This is a genomic window from Aquabacter sp. (genome assembly GCF_965279295.1).
Taxonomy (GTDB): Bacteria; Pseudomonadota; Alphaproteobacteria; order Rhizobiales; family Xanthobacteraceae; genus Aquabacter.
The window spans coordinates 388,071-402,297 of sequence record NZ_CBDIHQ010000017.1 but is presented as its reverse complement, the minus strand read 5'-3'; the positions used below and the strand labels follow the sequence as shown (position 1 = coordinate 402,297).

15 protein-coding genes are annotated in these 14,227 nt (G+C 65.2%); 6 read left to right on the top strand and 9 right to left on the bottom strand.

Annotation, left to right across the window (positions count from 1 at the left end; genetic code table 11):
- Positions 1–191: 191 nt before the first annotated feature.
- The 3 genes from ADADO0_RS16525 (at position 192) to pucL (ending at position 3,253) form a co-directional block, all read left to right on the top strand.
- Positions 192–971, top strand: a complete 780-nt coding sequence (locus tag ADADO0_RS16525; RefSeq protein ID WP_511306271.1) for a hypothetical protein — start codon at positions 192–194, stop codon at positions 969–971.
- 127 nt (positions 972–1,098) lie between these two features.
- Positions 1,099–2,328, top strand: coding sequence for an ArgE/DapE family deacylase (locus ADADO0_RS16520; protein ID WP_511306270.1), 1,230 nt, complete (start codon positions 1,099–1,101; stop codon positions 2,326–2,328).
- Positions 2,329–2,416: 88 nt separating this feature from the next.
- The gene (gene pucL / locus ADADO0_RS16515) at positions 2,417–3,253 is read left to right on the top strand and encodes a factor-independent urate hydroxylase (protein WP_511306269.1); all 837 of its coding nucleotides are present in this window, start codon (positions 2,417–2,419) and stop codon (positions 3,251–3,253) included.
- Positions 3,254–3,294: 41 nt separating this feature from the next.
- Here pucL and ADADO0_RS16510 read toward each other — a convergent pair whose 3' ends face one another.
- On the bottom strand, positions 3,295–5,151 hold the full coding sequence (locus ADADO0_RS16510) for an autotransporter family protein (RefSeq protein WP_511306268.1): 1,857 nt from the start codon (positions 5,149–5,151) through the stop codon (positions 3,295–3,297).
- Between the two features lie 225 nt (positions 5,152–5,376).
- Positions 5,377–5,715: a divalent-cation tolerance protein CutA gene (cutA, locus tag ADADO0_RS16505; protein WP_511306267.1), complete on the bottom strand. Its 339-nt coding sequence runs from the start codon at positions 5,713–5,715 to the stop codon at positions 5,377–5,379.
- A 131-nt stretch (positions 5,716–5,846) separates the two neighbouring features.
- Between cutA and ADADO0_RS16500 the strand changes: the two genes are divergently transcribed.
- On the top strand, positions 5,847–6,629 hold the full coding sequence (locus tag ADADO0_RS16500) for an NAD kinase (protein WP_511306266.1): 783 nt from the start codon (positions 5,847–5,849) through the stop codon (positions 6,627–6,629).
- 21 nt (positions 6,630–6,650) lie between these two features.
- Here the strand turns inward: ADADO0_RS16500 and ADADO0_RS16495 are convergent, their stop codons facing one another.
- From ADADO0_RS16495 to ADADO0_RS16485, 3 genes are read right to left on the bottom strand one after another with little or no spacing between them, the layout of a single operon-like run.
- Positions 6,651–7,634, bottom strand: a complete 984-nt coding sequence (locus ADADO0_RS16495) for a rhamnan synthesis F family protein (RefSeq protein WP_511306265.1) — start codon at positions 7,632–7,634, stop codon at positions 6,651–6,653.
- Between the two features lie 14 nt (positions 7,635–7,648).
- Positions 7,649–8,257, bottom strand: a complete 609-nt coding sequence (locus tag ADADO0_RS16490; protein ID WP_511306264.1) for a flavin reductase family protein — start codon at positions 8,255–8,257, stop codon at positions 7,649–7,651.
- Between the two features lie 11 nt (positions 8,258–8,268).
- Positions 8,269–8,832, bottom strand: a complete 564-nt coding sequence (locus tag ADADO0_RS16485; RefSeq protein ID WP_511306263.1) for a nitroreductase family protein — start codon at positions 8,830–8,832, stop codon at positions 8,269–8,271.
- A 186-nt stretch (positions 8,833–9,018) separates the two neighbouring features.
- Between ADADO0_RS16485 and ADADO0_RS16480 the strand changes: the two genes are divergently transcribed.
- Positions 9,019–9,996: an RgsD C-terminal domain-containing protein gene (locus tag ADADO0_RS16480; protein ID WP_511306262.1), complete on the top strand. Its 978-nt coding sequence runs from the start codon at positions 9,019–9,021 to the stop codon at positions 9,994–9,996.
- 94 nt (positions 9,997–10,090) lie between these two features.
- Here ADADO0_RS16480 and ADADO0_RS16475 read toward each other — a convergent pair whose 3' ends face one another.
- The 3 genes from ADADO0_RS16475 to yidD form a co-directional block, all read right to left on the bottom strand.
- The gene (locus ADADO0_RS16475) at positions 10,091–10,234 is read right to left on the bottom strand and encodes a hypothetical protein (RefSeq protein WP_511306556.1); all 144 of its coding nucleotides are present in this window, start codon (positions 10,232–10,234) and stop codon (positions 10,091–10,093) included.
- Positions 10,235–10,444: 210 nt separating this feature from the next.
- Positions 10,445–12,421: a threonine--tRNA ligase gene (gene thrS / locus ADADO0_RS16470; protein WP_511306261.1), complete on the bottom strand. Its 1,977-nt coding sequence runs from the start codon at positions 12,419–12,421 to the stop codon at positions 10,445–10,447.
- A gap of 103 nt (positions 12,422–12,524) precedes the next feature.
- Positions 12,525–12,767: a membrane protein insertion efficiency factor YidD gene (yidD, locus tag ADADO0_RS16465; RefSeq protein WP_511306551.1), complete on the bottom strand. Its 243-nt coding sequence runs from the start codon at positions 12,765–12,767 to the stop codon at positions 12,525–12,527.
- Between the two features lie 156 nt (positions 12,768–12,923).
- Between yidD and ADADO0_RS16460 the strand changes: the two genes are divergently transcribed.
- Positions 12,924–13,679: an acid phosphatase gene (locus tag ADADO0_RS16460; RefSeq protein ID WP_511306260.1), complete on the top strand. Its 756-nt coding sequence runs from the start codon at positions 12,924–12,926 to the stop codon at positions 13,677–13,679.
- Here ADADO0_RS16460 and ADADO0_RS16455 read toward each other — a convergent pair whose 3' ends face one another.
- The gene (locus ADADO0_RS16455) at positions 13,680–14,141 is read right to left on the bottom strand and encodes an iron-sulfur cluster assembly scaffold protein (RefSeq protein WP_511306259.1); all 462 of its coding nucleotides are present in this window, start codon (positions 14,139–14,141) and stop codon (positions 13,680–13,682) included.
- Positions 14,142–14,227 lie beyond the last annotated feature (86 nt).

Genomic DNA, 14,227 nt, shown 5'->3' with positions numbered 1-14,227 from the left:
AGGCAGACCTGCGTAAATTGCGTGGACGAGCATCCCTGCGCAAGAACGGTACGGTGGGAGCGCGTGCGGCGCAATGGTGTTGCGACGCCGCAGGAATTGCCGATCTTCGCGCCAGTCTGCACACGAGCCGCATCCGTGCCTCAATGGCGGGCTTAACTCTGCGTTAAGGTTTTTCGCAACGGGACGCAGCCATGGGCTTTTCTTTTTCGTCCCGCGCCGTGTTCGCGGTTATGGCGGCCGCAGCCTGCGCGGTCAGCGGGCCGGCCGCCGCGCAATATTATTACGCATATCCGCCTGGCTATTACGGCCCGCCGCCCCGGACCTATGCCCCGCCCCCCGCCTATGGCGCCCCCGGAATGCTCCCGCCGGGCGAGGTGCGCAATATCGTCGCCGGTCTCGGCTATGGGCAGGTGGGTCGGCCATCGCTGTCGGGGCGCAGCTATTTTCTGAGTGCCGTTTCGTCCGCCGGCCCAGTCACGCTCTCGGTGGACGCCTTCACCGGCCGCGTCCAGCCGCTCGGCCCAGCCTATGGCGGCCCGCCGCAGGGCGCCTATCGGCCCTACGGCGCCCCACCCCCGCCCGGACCGCTCGCCGCCCGCACCCCGCCGGGCGCGCCTGTGCCGATCACTCCACCGCTGCCGAAGCCCCGACCATTGGATATCGAACTCGCACAGCCGGAAGCCGCCCCGGCCCCTGCCGCGCCTGTCACCGCCGCACCGGAAGCAGTGACGCCCGCACCCGTGCCGGCCGTGCCCGCCGAGCCGCCTGCCCAACCCCAGCCGCCCGCGCCTGCGAGCCAGGCGGCCGTGGCACCCACCCCACCGCCGCCGGCAGCGCCCCAGGCTGTTCCGCCCTCCATCGTCCCGACCACCCCTTCGCGTCCCACCGGGGCGGGCACGGCGACGCCCAGCGACGGCGTATCGGCGGGGACCGCATCGGTGATTTCGCGCCCGGCACCGAAGTCTCCCTGAGCAGATAAAAAGGACGCAGCGGGCCGGCGCACCGCGGCGTCCTGCCTTATGCCGTTGCGGTTATGGCGCAGTGCATTATCCATGGTGTGTTGCCCCGCTGACGCTGGGGCCTGGAAGGACAGCACCCATGAATTCCACCGAGGCAACCCGTCTCGATACCCTCATCGCCGAGCGCGAGGAGGCGCAGCGGAGCTTCCTCGCGGAATTGGTGAAGGTCCCCTCGGACAATCCCCCCGGTGACTGCGCCGCCCATGCCACGCGCACGGCGGAATTGCTCGAAGGCCTGGGCTATGAAGTGGAACGCCACACGGTGCCGGAAGCCCGCGCCCGCGCGGCGGGAATGATTTCCGCCACCAACCTTGTTGTGCGCCATCGTTTCGGTGAAGGCCCCACCATTGCCCTCAACGCCCATGGCGACGTGGTTCCCCCCGGCGAGGGCTGGACCCAGGACCCCTATGGCGCGGCCATCGTCGATGGCGAGATGTATGGGCGCGGTGCCGCCGTCTCCAAGTCCGACTTCGCCACCTATGCCTTCGCGCTGGACGCGCTTAAGCGGTCAGGCCTGCCCTTGAACGGAACGGTGGAACTGCATTTCACCTATGACGAGGAAATCGGCGGCGAGGTCGGCCCCGGCTTCCTGATCGATGAAAAACTGACCAAGCCGGATTATGTCGTGTCGGCCGGCTTCTCCTATGCGGTGGTGGTGGCCCATAACGGCTGCCTGCACCTGGAGGTGGAGGTCGCCGGCAAGTCGGCCCATGCCGCCCTGCCCTTCACCGGCGTCGACGCGCTGGAAGCGGCGACCGCTATTTTGTCCAGCATCTATGCCTATCGCGATACGCTGAAGGCCACGGTCTCCGAAGTCACCGGCATCGGCTCGCCGCAGATCACGGTTGGGCTGATTTCCGGCGGCATCAACACCAATGTTGTGCCGGACCGCGTCACCTTCCGCCTCGACCGCCGGATCGTGCCGGAGGAAAATCCGGAGGGCGTGGAAGCCGAAGTGCGCGCGGTGATCGAACAAGGCGCGGCGGTATTCCCCAAGGCCCGCGTCTCGATCCGCCGCATCTTGCTGGCCCGCCCGCTGGTGCCCGATGATGCCGCCCTGAAGATTTCCGACGTCATCCGGCGTAACGCCGCCGATGTTCTCGGCGAGGAAATCCCTGCCAAGGGCGTGCCGCTCTACACCGACGCGCGGCTCTATGCGGAGGCGGGCTTTCCCGTGGTGCTCTATGGCGCAGGCCCCCGCACCATCGAGGAAGCCAACGGCCATCGCGCCGACGAGAAGCTGCGGCTTTCCGACCTCTCCCTGGCGACCCGCGTGATCGCCCGCTCCCTGGTCGACCTCCTGTCCTGATCGAGATCAGCGCGCACGGCGTGCCACAAGACACAATGCGGGGCGGCCAACGCCCCCTTTCAAAAAACCAAACCCAGAGGTGAACGACATGACTTTGGTCAGCAAGACATATGGCAAAGGCCGCGTGCGGGTCCTGCGGGTCAAGCGGGATGGTGATCAGCACGAGGTTCGCGAACTTACCGTACAGGCGATGATCACCGGCGATTTCGCCGGGGCCTTCGTCAACGCCGACAATTCCAAGATGGTCTCCACCGACACCATCAAGAATGTCGTCAACGTGGTTGCACGCGAAAACCTCGGCGCCGACAATGAGGAATTCTGCGCCGCGGTCGCGACAAAAATCCTGGAGACCTACCCACAGGTCGATACCACCACCGTGACGGCACACGAGACCAAATGGAACCGCCTCTCCATCGGCGGAACGCCCCACCCGATTTCGTTCACGCTGGATTCCAACGGCAAGCCGTTCGCCAAAGTGTTCGCGACGCGCACCGGCATGGAGGTCACCTCGGGAATCGCGGGCTTCACCTTCATGAAGACCACGGAATCCGCCTGGGACAATTATGCCCTCGACACCTACACCACCATCAAGGAAACCCGCGACCGCATCTGCGCGACGGCGATGGAAGCAAGCTGGCGGTGGAGCACGGCGCCCGAAGACTACAAGGCCACCAACGCCGCCATCCTCACCACCATGATCGAGGTGTTCGCGACCACCTTCTCCGAAAGCGTTCAGGACAGCCTTTACCGCATGGGCCAAGCGGTGCTGGCGCAGGTGCCGGAGATGATCGACATCTCAATGGCCTGCCCGAACAAGCATTATCTGCTGATCAACCTGAAGCCGTTCGATCTCGATAACGACAATGTCGTCTTCCTGCCCACGAACGAGCCCCACGGCCAGATCGAGTGCACCGTCGCACGATAAGCCACCCGCGCCCCCTCCCGAAGGCGGGAGGGGGATGCCCCTCACATTTTGATTTTCAGGGTCAGCGAGCCGACCTGATTCAGGAAGCCCGATGTGCTGGCCTCCAGATCATAGTGCATGCTGAGATCGAGGGCGCCGGTGCGCATGCCCACCAGGCCGATACCAGCTGTATAAAGCCAGGGCGAGACATCGAGGCCATAGGTCGCGAAACCGCCTCCGCCGCCGGCATAGTTGGCGAATATCTGCGTCTGATTCTGCAATGTGTTGTAGCCGACGCCTGCGTTGGCCGTGAGCAGGATGCGGTCGGCGATCTGGTAGGTGCCTTTGAGGCCAGCCGTGAGCATCAATTCCCTGTAGGTCTGGGAGCCCACCGAAAGGTCCAGCGCACCTGCGCCGCTTTCGGCATAGGCGTCGGCATAGACCTGCGCGTAGTCGAGCCGCAGGATCGGAGCGAGGGTTACACCCGGCGCGAGCGTGAAGGTCTTCTTCAGACCGATGCCGGCATGGCCGGTGGTGCCATCGTAGTCAGCCGTTGCAGTGGAGCCCATAAAGGCGATGGAACGGCTCGCATTGTTGCGGTTAAGGCCGAGATCGAGCTGAGCGTTGAGGTCGAGGTCCGGCGTCAATGAATAGGCGCCGTAAAGGCCGAGTTGGTAGGTGTCGATGCCGAGGCTGTTGGGCACCGCATCGTTGCCGCCGGTAATCGCGGTGTGGGAATAGGCGAACACGCCGCCCAGCGCGAACCCCGGCGTCAGTTCGGTGTCGACACCCGCCGCGATGCCGCCGCCGCTGGCACTATAGCCAGCGACGCCGCCGACCGAACCTTGGTCGGCAAAGGCACCGAAGGGGCGCATCCAGGCATTGCGTTCCGCGCCCGGCGCATCTGGACCGTGGACCGTATCCAGCCGCGTCATGATGACCTGCTGGAGGGCACGCTGCGTGGCATAGGTCGCTTGCGCGCCCGCCCCCGCCAGCACGGGCAGCGTCTGGCTTATGGCGGTGGAGAGCGCGGCACCGCTGAGATTGTTTAACACCGCGATGGCGGGCGCCAGCGAGCCGAACAGACCCTCGGAACTGCCCGCCACGCCATAAAGCACCCCCGCCGCACCTAGCGCCGCGGGATTGTTCAGCACCGCTACGGTTTCGGAATACGGGCGGACCACCGAAATATAGCTGATGTCCCCGGTGAAAATGGCGCTTGAATCATAGGTGCCGAGCAGCATCTGCGCGGCTGAGGCATCGCCCTCGATGCCGCCATACAGGCTGATCAGTGCACCGCCTTGGATGATGTTGAACAGCACACGCCCCTCGGGCGTGATCGACCCGAGCAGAGTATAGGTGCCCGCCGACGCGCCGCCGGGGCCAATCCCCGTACCCCAGAAATATCCACTCTTGTAATTGGTGATGACGAGCGTACCGGCGCCCGGGGCGCCGAACAGGCCGGGGCTCACGATCCGCCAGGGGGTACCTGCGGTCCAGGCCCATTGCGGCGAGGCGTTGCTCGGCACCACCTGCGCGGCGGGTGGCGTGAAGGTCTGGGGATCGTAGGGCACCATATACGCCCAATGACTCACCAGCAGACTTGTGCCGGTGATCATCTGCATTTCCATCTCGGTCACGCCGCCACGTTCCACCATCTGGCCGAGGCCTATGGTGGTGGCTCCGCCTGTGGTCGGTGTGAAGACCATGGTGATCTGGCCGGAGGGAGTGACGTAGCCCTGGATATCGGAATCCGATGTGGTGGAGATGGGGCCGATGGCGAGTTCGGCGGAAGAGGTGCCGGTGAAATTGCCATTGGTGGATGTGCCCAGGCTCCACAGCGTCTGGTCCCCGATCGGCATTGGATTGGCGAACGACGTGCTGGGCGCGGCATAGGCCAGCATTTGCGGAACGGTCACATACCAATTTGAATTGGTAATGATTGGGTCCCAGGGACTTGATTGCGCAAAGGCGGGTAAGCCCGCCAGCAAAGCGCCCATGGCGCCGAACACAAAGCTCCCGCCCCCGAAAAGCTCCCCCCTCATGATCACGCCCTCGCATTTCCCCGGCTCGGAACTTAGCGAACGCGAGCTTAGCCTGACAGGTCGGATTTCAGGCTGGAACAATCTGCCCCGAAGCGGCTCTCATCCGTCTCCATGTCCAGTCTGCGCCACCACCCAGGCCGCGAACGCCGCGTCCGCCCCCTCCACTGGCAGCAGCAGGATGGCGGGCACCTCGTAAGGATGCTCAGCCTTCACCCGCGCCATGACCTGCGGCGCCAGCGCGGCCGTGGTCTTGAGCAGCAGCACAACTTCCTCCGCCCGCTCCATCACTCCCTGCCATTCGTAAAAGGAGACCATGGAGGGCAGGATATTGCCGCACGCGGCGAGGCGTGCCTCCACGACCACCCGCGCGACCGCCTCTGCTGACGCGAGCGATGGAAAGGTGGAATAGACCAGCTTCAGCTCTGTCGGCGCATTCATTCAGCGAGCCTCTCCGGTCGGCCCGCCCGAGAATGGGACGCGGGACGCGCCTCGACAAGCCGGTTGCCGACCGATACGAAGACAGGGCGTCGCTTTGGGCGCCGGAGAGGAGCCGCGAGGCGGCCGTCTTGATGAGCGAGCCCGCCGTGTCCGTGTCCCGGATTGCTTTCGTCGCGGCATCGAGCCCAGAAGCCGAGACGGCGCGGCAACGGCTTTCAAACCGCTACGGCAACGCCGGCGAGGACGAAGCCGACGTGATCGTCGCCCTCGGCGGCGACGGAATGATGCTCCAGACGCTTCACAACTTCCGTGGCCGTGGGGTGCCGATCTACGGCATGCATCGCGGCTCGGTGGGGTTCCTCATGAACACCTATCGCGAGGATCGGCTTCCAGAGCGCCTCGCCAGCGCCGTTCAGGTGGAAATCCACCCCCTGATGATGGAGGCGGTGGACCAGGACGGGGCGACCTATAGCGCGCCGGCGTTCAACGAGGTGGCGCTGTTTCGCCAGACCTATCAGGCGAGCAAGCTGCGCATCTCCATCGATGACAGGGTTCGGCTGGAGGAGTTGATCTGCGATGGCATCATCGTCGCGACCCCGGCCGGCTCGACCGCCTATAATCTCTCCGCTCACGGCCCGATCCTGCCGCTCGGCACTTCGCTTCTGGCGCTCACCCCTATTTCCCCGTTTCGCCCGCGCCGTTGGCGTGGGGCGCTGATCCCGGACAAGGGGCGCATCGACATCGTGGTGCTGGAAGACATCAAGCGGCCGGTGAGTGCGGTGGCCGACCATTTCGAAGTTCGCAACGTGGTCTCGGTGTCCGCCCGGCTCGACACCACCTCCGCGGCGACCATGCTGTTCGATCCCGACCATGGGCTGGAAGAACGCATTCTGCGGGAGCAGTTCGTCTACTAGCTAGGGCGAGCCCCGCAAGGCTCAGCGCAATTCCAGCAGCGCGGCAGCGCCATTCGGCCGGGCGCCGAGATGGAAGGCGATCTCGGGCATCTCGAAGCCTTTCCCGGCCATTTCGCCCCGCCAGCCGGACAGGTCCGCCCCATAGGGATTGTCGCGCAGAAGCTGCACCTTCACGAAGGGAAACCCCGCGCCCAGCAGGGTGCGCCAGCCATGGTGCAACTGGTTGTCGCCTCCCGCGCCTGACGCCGGAAACAGGATGCCGATGCTCAGCCCCGCCGTATCCAACGCGGCCTTCTGCCCGACCTCATAGTCGCGGATCACCTGGTCCTTGTCGCCGAGGGAACGAACCTCGTCCCAGAAGCGGCGGACGCCGGGATTGCGCAGCGCCGCTGCCTTCAGCACAAAGAAATAGCTCTGGAAATGGGGGGCGATCTCACCGCTGCCGGTCATCCCAACCACATCGGCCTGATGCGTGCGCACCTGCTCCACGGCGGCAGCGAGAGGAGCCGTGGAATGATAAACGCTGTCGTTGACGAACCAAATTTCCGGGGCGCTCCATATCTCCGGCAGATGGCGAAGCGTTGAGGCCCAGGCGGAGAAATCATAGCCATGGTTCTCCCGCACCACCACCGCATCAGCCACGTCAGGTCCGGGGTCGAGGCAGGCAAGGTCCGGGCGGTCGGTCACCGCGATCAGCACCAGCTTCAGTCCGGATCGCCTGAGATCGGCGCAGAAGCGCAGAGTATGGGGAAAGAAGCGTCCATCCGGCGCCAACGCGACGAGCAGGCAGACTGGCCCCTGGGTCTGCAAGAGCGGTGGGAAGCGCACGACCCGGAAGCCAGCATCCCGTACGTCCTTGTCGACGCCTGGAACGGGCGGCGCCGGCACCGAAAGCAGCGTCAGCGCCTTGCGCAGCCGGCGCAGGGGGTTCTCTCCGGCCAGCACGCCGAAGGCCGCCGCGAAAAGCTGCTTGGCAACCTCCGCCCGAGTGCCGAACGTCCGCATCCCCGCTCGCCCCTCTACGCCTTTTCGCCGGGCCGTATCAGCTCGATCAGGTCCGACACGGCGGAATAGTCGCGATAGCCGCAGCGGGCGAGCGCGCCGATGAGCGCGGTGTCCACCCGCCCGTCACGGATCACAGCCTCGTTCACATAGACCCCCACCACTTCGCCGATCACCATAAAGCGGTTGGACACTTTGCCGTGGCGATCCTTGGGCTGGATGGTCTCGACATAGACGCATTCCAGCGCGCACGGCGCTGCAGCAACACGCGGAGGCTTCACGAGCCGGGAGGGTGCGGCCTCGATCCCCGAATGGTCGAATTCGCTCTCATGGGGTGGAAGCTCAGCCGCGGAATTGTTCACCGCATCGATCAGGTCCAGCGTCGCGATATTGCAAACGAACTCCCCCGTCGCCTCCGCATTGGCGACGCTGTGCTTGCGCCCCATGGAGGAGAACATCACCAGCGTCGGGTCCTCGGAAATAAGGTTGAAGAAGGAATAGGGCGCGAGATTCGCCACGCCGTCCGGCGTCAGTGTGGAAATCCAGCCGATCGGTCGCGGCGCAACGATGGCCTTGATCGGCGTGAAAGGCAGGCCGTGATCGCGCTTGGACGGTTCATAAAACATCGGGCGAACTCTCAAAAATAGGTGACGATTTCTTCCAGCGACGGACGCGGGCGGTCCTCCATCTTCTGGAGAGCGGTGCCCACATAGATGAAGCCGGCAATGCGCTCGTGTTCGGCCAAGCCCAGCACGGCGCGCGCCTTGGGCTCGTAGGACGGCCACTCAGTGAGCCAGGTCGCGCCGTATCCCAGCGCGGCGGCGGCGACGAGCATGTTCTGCGCCACCGCAGCAGAAGAGAGAACCTGCTCCCATTCCGGAATCTTCCCATGTGGCGCCGCCTTTGAGACAATGGCTACCACCAGAGGCGCACGCGTGAAACGCTTGCGCTCGTCCTCGATCCGTCGCTCGCCCGCTGCCGGCTCGACCTCGATCAGCACGTCGGCCAGCGCATCCCCAACGCGTACGCGGGCCTCCCCCTTGAACAGGATGAAGCGCCAGGGCGCGAGCTTGCCATGATCCGGCACGCGGGAGGCGATGGTCAGGAGGGTTTTCAGTTCGCAATCATCGGGACCGGGTTCGATGAAATCGATGATCCGTGTGGACCGGCGGGTCAGAAGCAATTCGATGGCATCAGGCATGAAACAACCTTGGCGACGCGGCGAAAGCGGCGGGCGATGCCACCGACTGAGCCGGCATTGTCATTCAAGGGATGCTCTATCACGCCGCTGCCACGCACCAAAGGCTGGTCGCCGCATGCACCTCATCCTTTTGCGCTGACGTTGCGGTGACTTGAAACCGCCGCCGTTTCGATGCACCTCAACAGCATGCGTGCTCTCCTGTGTGTCCGCCGTGCATTTCTGGCTCTCCTGCTCGTGCTGCTGCCGCTCGGCGTGGCGCAGGCGCAGACCATGCCGTTTATCGGCGGCTCCTCGGCGGTCCCCTCCGACAGTTTCGGCCCGCCCCCACCCAACAGCGGGCGTCCGGGCGCCGCCGCCCCCGCGGGCCGCGAGCCCCATGCCGTGCTGCCACAGCCGCCCGCCGGTAAAGCGGCGCTGGGCGCCTATGCCAGATTCGGCGCCGATGGCGCGCCAATCCCGCGCGGGGTCACATGGCGCGTCTTCGCCGACACGCCGGAAGCCTCAGGTGCCTTTCCCCTGGTCGCGGAAAGCGCCGAGCCCTTCCCTGTGTTCCTGCTCAATCCAGGCGGCTATGTCGTGCACGCCACCTATGGCTTCGCCTCCACGGCACAGCGCGTGCAGATGGGCACAGCCTCCCGCCGCGAGGCGTTCACCCTGCCCGCCGGCGGCCTGCGCCTTCAGGCGGACGTCGAGAACAAGCCGATACCCCCACAGCGCGTGACCTTCGACATTTTCGAGGGTTCCTTCCTCCAGGGGCGCACCTCGACCCAGCCTTATTATCGCGGGGCGAACGGGGGCGAGGTGGTGCTGCTGCCGGAGGGCACCTATCATGTGGTCTCCACCTACGGGGACGCCAACGCCGTGGTGCGCGCGGACGTTGCGGTTCAGGCCGGCAAGCTCACCGACGCCATGGTTCACCACCGCGCCGCGCAGATCACGCTGAAGCTGGTGAAACAGGCCGGCGGCGAGGCCTTGGCCGACACGCAGTGGACCGTCACCACGCCCGGCGGCGACACCATCAAGGAATCCATTGGTGCCTTCCCGCGCTTCGTGCTGACCGAAGGCGACTATGTCGCCTTCGCCCGCAACGACGGCCGCACCCTCAGCCGCGACTTCAAGGTCGAGGCCGGACAAGACGCCGAAGTGGAAGTCATCCTGAAATAGGCGCCGAGCGGTGCGCGCGTGGCGGCCGGATCAGAACGTCTTGTTGCTCGAGACCGTCAGCGCCTGCGAAGTCGAGCCGCCGGTCAAGTAGCGCTCAGGATGCCGATGGCGTCGTAGCCGTGGGCCGTTGGTCCTTGTAGCGGGTGGAGTTGAAGCTGACCCCGCCGCCGACGAAGAAGCCGCCAATCGGCACGCTCACCGACTGGGCTTGCGCACCGGCAACGCGACTGGCGGTCATAAGCCCCAAGATCATCAGGACCAAAGCCATTTTGTTCATCGCAACCCCACCACCTCGACGCCAATGTCGAATCCCAGTGCATGCCATAGGCGTTCGGAGGTGGAAGCGACCGCATTGGTTGTGGCGGCAAAAATCGCCCCAACCGAGAAAAGCGCGGCGGCCGATGCCGGACAGGCCCCCGGCATCGGCTCATGACACGCTGGCCGGCCTTCAGGCCGCCTGGGAACGCGCGAAACGGCGCTTCATATCCGGCGGCACGGCCTCGTCCGCCAGCATCGCCAGGGCGGCGTCCAGCGGCATGGAGACCTGCTCGCTGGAGCCGAGGCGCCGGATCGACACCGTGCGCTCCGCTGCTTCCTTCTTGCCGGCGACAAGCAGAACCGGAACCTTGGCAAGGGAGTGCTCGCGGACCTTGTAATTGATCTTCTGATTGCGAAGATCGAGATCCACCCGCAGATCGAGCGCCCGCGCGGCGGCGGCCATGTCTTCCGCGTACGCGTCCGCGTCCGAGGTGATGGTCGTCACGACCACCTGCGTCGGCGCCAGCCAGAGCGGGAAGTGGCCGGCGAAATGCTCGATCAGGATGCCGGTGAAACGCTCCATGGAGCCACAGATGGCGCGGTGTATCATCACCGGCGTCTTCTTCTGGCCGTCGGCGTCGACATAAAAGGCGCCGAACCGCTCCGGCAGGTTGAAGTCCACCTGGGTGGTGCCGCACTGCCATTCGCGGCCGATCGCGTCCGCCAGGGTGTATTCGAACTTCGGCCCGTAGAACGCGCCCTCGCCGGGCAGGATGCCGGTCTTGATCTTGCCGCCGGACTGTTCCTCGATCTGCTTGAGAACGCGGCCCATCACCTCCTCGGCATGGTCCCACACCGCGTCCGAACCTACCCGCTTTTCCGGGCGGGTGGAGAGCTTCACGATGATCTCCTCGAAGCCGAAATCGGCATAGGTGGAGAGGATCAGATCGTTGATCTTCAGGCACTCGGCCGCCATCTGCTCCTCTGTGCAGAAGATGTGGGCGTCGTCCTGGGTAAAGCCGCGCACGCGCATCAGCCCGTGCAAAGCGCCGGAGGGCTCATAGCGATGCACCGCGCCGAACTCGGCGAGGCGCATGGGCAGGTCGCGATAGGATTTCAGCCCGTGCTTGAAGATCTGCACATGGCCGGGGCAGTTCATGGGCTTGAGGGCGAACACGCGCTCGTCGTCGGTGTCGTCCCCCGCCGACTGAACCTTGAACATGTTTTCCTTGTACCAGCCCCAATGGCCGGAGGTCTCCCACAGCGACTTGTCCAGCACCTGCGGGGCGTTGACCTCGTCATAGTCGGCCTTCAGGCGGCGGCGCATGTAGGCGACCAGTTCCTGGAACAGCGTCCAGCCCTTGGGATGCCAGAACACCGTACCCGGCCCTTCCTCCTGGAAGTGAAACAGGTCCATCTCCCGCCCGAGGCGGCGGTGATCGCGCTTCTCGGCTTCTTCCAGGCGGTGGAGATAGCCGTCCAGCGCCGCCTGATCGTGCCAAGCGGTGCCATAAATGCGGGTCAGCATGGGATTGTTGCTGTCGCCGCGCCAATAGGCGCCAGCCACCTTCATCAGCTTGAAGGCGTTGCCCACCTTGCCGGTGGAAGGCATGTGCGGGCCACGGCACAGGTCGAACCAGTCGCCCTGGTAATAGATCTTGAGATCCTGGCCCTCGGGAATGGCATCCACCAGTTGGACCTTGAAGGCCTCGCCCTTCTCTGCGAAGACGTTCTTGGCCTTGTCGCGCGACCAGATCTCGCGCGTGAACGGGCGGTCGCGCGCGATGATCTCGCGCATCTTCGCCTCGATCTTCGGCAGGTCATCGGTGGTGAAGGGCTCGTTGCGGGCGAAGTCGTAATAGAAGCCGTTCTCGATCACCGGGCCGATCGTCACCTGGGTGCCGGGATAAAGATCCTGTACCGCTTCGGCGAGCACATGCGCGGCATCGTGCCGGATGAGTTCCAGTGCGCGATCGTCGTCGCGGGTCACAATCTCGATGCGGGCATCCCGCGTGATCGGCTCGGACAGATCGGCGAGCGTCCCGTCGAGGGTCACCGCAACCGCCTTCTTCGCAAGCGACTTGGAGATAGCGCCAGCGATGTCGGCGCCCGAGGTGCCCATCGCATATTCGCGCACGGCGCCGTCGGGGAACGTCAGGTGGATCATGTCTTCTTCTCCGGCCCACTCCTGCACACCAGGCAGGTAGGCGTATTGGTTGATGGGCGTTCTCTAAAAGCTGAAGCGCGCCGCGTCCAGCTTGGCAGCCGGATCAGGGTGTCGCGTTGGGGGTATCTTCCGGCGGTTGGCGCCAGAGCCCATATCGCCATGGCCGATCCCATCGCCCCCCTGCTGGGAGGCATTGCGGCACAGGGTCGAACCCATGGCCGCCCCATGGGTGGCAGCGGCACAACCGCGCTGTCGCCATCCACCCCCCGGCCCAGGCGCCGTGCTGGGAAATCGCGGTGTCGGCATATTCCGAGCAGGTCGGGAGATAGCGGCACTGCCGCCCCATGAAAGCGGAGAGCGTGTAGCGATAGACAAGGATTGGCGCGCGCAGCACGCGGCGCGGAAGGCGGCTCAAGCTGTCGCCAAAACGTGTTCGATCTTGCCTATGAAGGGGCGCAGGTGTCATGACACGATCCATAAACTGATGTTCGGGGGCTTTTCCATGATGGCTCGCTGGCTTCTCGCCACGCTCGCGCTTTGCTTCTCCCTCTCCGGCGCCTTGGCCGGCGATGAGCCGTATATCCGCCCGGACCAACTCGACCTCACCAAAGTCCTGGCGCCGGCGCCCGCCCCCGACTCGGCCACGACCCGCGAAGACCTGCGCATTCTGCTCGCGCTGCAGGCGTCCCGCACCCCCGCACAGGTGGCGCAAGCCAATGCCGACGTGGCCCGTTCCCTGACGAACTTTATGGAGGTTCTGGGCGTCGACGTCACGAAAGAGCGCGCCCCTCTGACCCACGCTCTCGTCGACAAGGCGTTCAAGGATGGCGGTGTCATCTTCTATGCCGCGAAGGCGCATTGGCAGCGGATCCGTCCCTACACCGCATTCCCGGAAGTGAAGCTCATCGTGCCGCCGGAGAACAGCTTCTCCTATCCCAGCGGGCACGCGACATTCGGGGCTGGAACCGCCGTCATCCTCGCCAATATGGTGCCGGAGAAGGCGGTCGCGCTTTACGAACGCGGCGCTCAATTCGGTTTCGAGCGGGCCATTGCGGGCGTCCACTATCCCAGCGACGTGGAAGCCGGGCGAATTGCCGGAACGGTCATCGCCGCCTTCATGCTCGACAACAAGCAGTTCAAGGAAGACTTCAAGGCCGCCAGCACGGAGCTTCGCGGCCTACTCGGCCTGCCTCCGCTAGCAGCCCCAGCACCGGCTATACCTGTGGCGCGGCAGCCGGCCGCCGCGACGGCCAAATAGTCACGTCTTCGCGGCGCTCGCCCCAGCGGGGCGTCGCCCTGCCTCGATCTGGTCGATGGCGTCCACCACGGCATCGAAGGTGAGGAGGGTGGAGGCATGGCGGGCCTTGTAGTCCCGCACCGGCTCCAGAACCTCAAGATCGGCCCAGCGCCCCACAGGCGCCGGGCCATTCTCCTTCAGCATCTTTCGCATCGCCTCGCGGACGGCGCGAAGCTCCTCCACCTTGGCGCCCACCACATGGCGCGCCATGATGGAGGAGGAGGCCTGCCCCAGCGCGCAGGCGCGCACCTCATGAGCGAAATCGGCCACCGTGTCGCCGTCCAGCGAGAGGTCTACGATCACGGTGGACCCGCACAGGCGCGAATGGGCGGTGGCGGTGGCGCCGGGCGTCGCCAATCGGCCGAGACGGGGAATGTCCGCCGCCAGCGAGAGAATGCGCGAATTGTAAACGTCGTTAATCATGGCCGGTTCATCTGTCGCCGCCACGCCGGAGCCCGCATTCCTGCGGTTCGTGGCATGGGAGGTAAGCAAAACATGCATTTGCGGCT

Bases quoted from the DNA above. Each gene is read 5' to 3' on its own strand.
- yidD (WP_511306551.1), bottom strand. From the start codon at position 12,767: ATGGGGCGGCAGTGCCGCTATCTCCCGACCTGCTCGGAATATGCCGAC.
- ADADO0_RS16480 (WP_511306262.1), top strand. From the start codon at position 9,019: ATGCGTGCTCTCCTGTGTGTCCGCCGTGCATTTCTGGCTCTCCTGCTC.
- ADADO0_RS16495 (WP_511306265.1), bottom strand. From the start codon at position 7,634: ATGCGGACGTTCGGCACTCGGGCGGAGGTTGCCAAGCAGCTTTTCGCG.
- ADADO0_RS16460 (WP_511306260.1), top strand. From the start codon at position 12,924: ATGATGGCTCGCTGGCTTCTCGCCACGCTCGCGCTTTGCTTCTCCCTC.
- ADADO0_RS16525 (WP_511306271.1), top strand. From the start codon at position 192: ATGGGCTTTTCTTTTTCGTCCCGCGCCGTGTTCGCGGTTATGGCGGCC.
- ADADO0_RS16455 (WP_511306259.1), bottom strand. From the start codon at position 14,141: ATGATTAACGACGTTTACAATTCGCGCATTCTCTCGCTGGCGGCGGAC.
- ADADO0_RS16490 (WP_511306264.1), bottom strand. From the start codon at position 8,257: ATGTTTTATGAACCGTCCAAGCGCGATCACGGCCTGCCTTTCACGCCG.
- pucL (WP_511306269.1), top strand. From the start codon at position 2,417: ATGACTTTGGTCAGCAAGACATATGGCAAAGGCCGCGTGCGGGTCCTG.
- ADADO0_RS16500 (WP_511306266.1), top strand. From the start codon at position 5,847: ATGAGCGAGCCCGCCGTGTCCGTGTCCCGGATTGCTTTCGTCGCGGCA.
- ADADO0_RS16485 (WP_511306263.1), bottom strand. From the start codon at position 8,832: ATGCCTGATGCCATCGAATTGCTTCTGACCCGCCGGTCCACACGGATC.
- ADADO0_RS16475 (WP_511306556.1), bottom strand. From the start codon at position 10,234: ATGACCGCCAGTCGCGTTGCCGGTGCGCAAGCCCAGTCGGTGAGCGTG.
- thrS (WP_511306261.1), bottom strand. From the start codon at position 12,421: ATGATCCACCTGACGTTCCCCGACGGCGCCGTGCGCGAATATGCGATG.
- cutA (WP_511306267.1), bottom strand. From the start codon at position 5,715: ATGAATGCGCCGACAGAGCTGAAGCTGGTCTATTCCACCTTTCCATCG.
- ADADO0_RS16520 (WP_511306270.1), top strand. From the start codon at position 1,099: ATGAATTCCACCGAGGCAACCCGTCTCGATACCCTCATCGCCGAGCGC.